The following is a 371-nucleotide window of genomic DNA, read 5'->3' on the forward strand; positions in this document are numbered from 1 at the left end:
CCCGCCTGGCTGCTGAAGCAATGGCCGCTGCTGCTGTCGATTTGTTGTTGTTCGCCGGTGGCGACGGTACTGCCCGTGATATCTGTGCCATCGTGGGGGATGATATTCCGGTATTGGGTATTCCTGCCGGCGTTAAAATTCATTCTGCGGTTTACGGCATTACGCCGGCAGCCAGTGGTGAGGTCGTGCGTGCTCTGCTGGAAGGCAAACTGATCGATATTAAAGAAGCGGAAGTGCGTGATCTTGATGAAGAGGCTTTCCGTCATGATCAGGTCCGTGCACGGCATTATGGTGAAATGCGGGTGCCACAACTGGGCCATTTTGTTCAGTCGGTAAAAATGGGCGGCATTGAATCTGAAGAACTGGTACTG

General features: G+C 53.4%; 1 protein-coding gene. It reads left to right on the plus strand.

The features are described from left to right. Positions 1–371: ATP-NAD kinase family protein (locus B2Z72_RS15155; protein WP_297005219.1), on the plus strand; the 371-nt coding region annotated here is incomplete at both ends.

The organism is Thalassolituus sp. UBA6592 (assembly GCF_002433655.1).
Lineage (GTDB): Bacteria > Pseudomonadota > Gammaproteobacteria > Pseudomonadales > Oceanobacteraceae > Venatoribacter.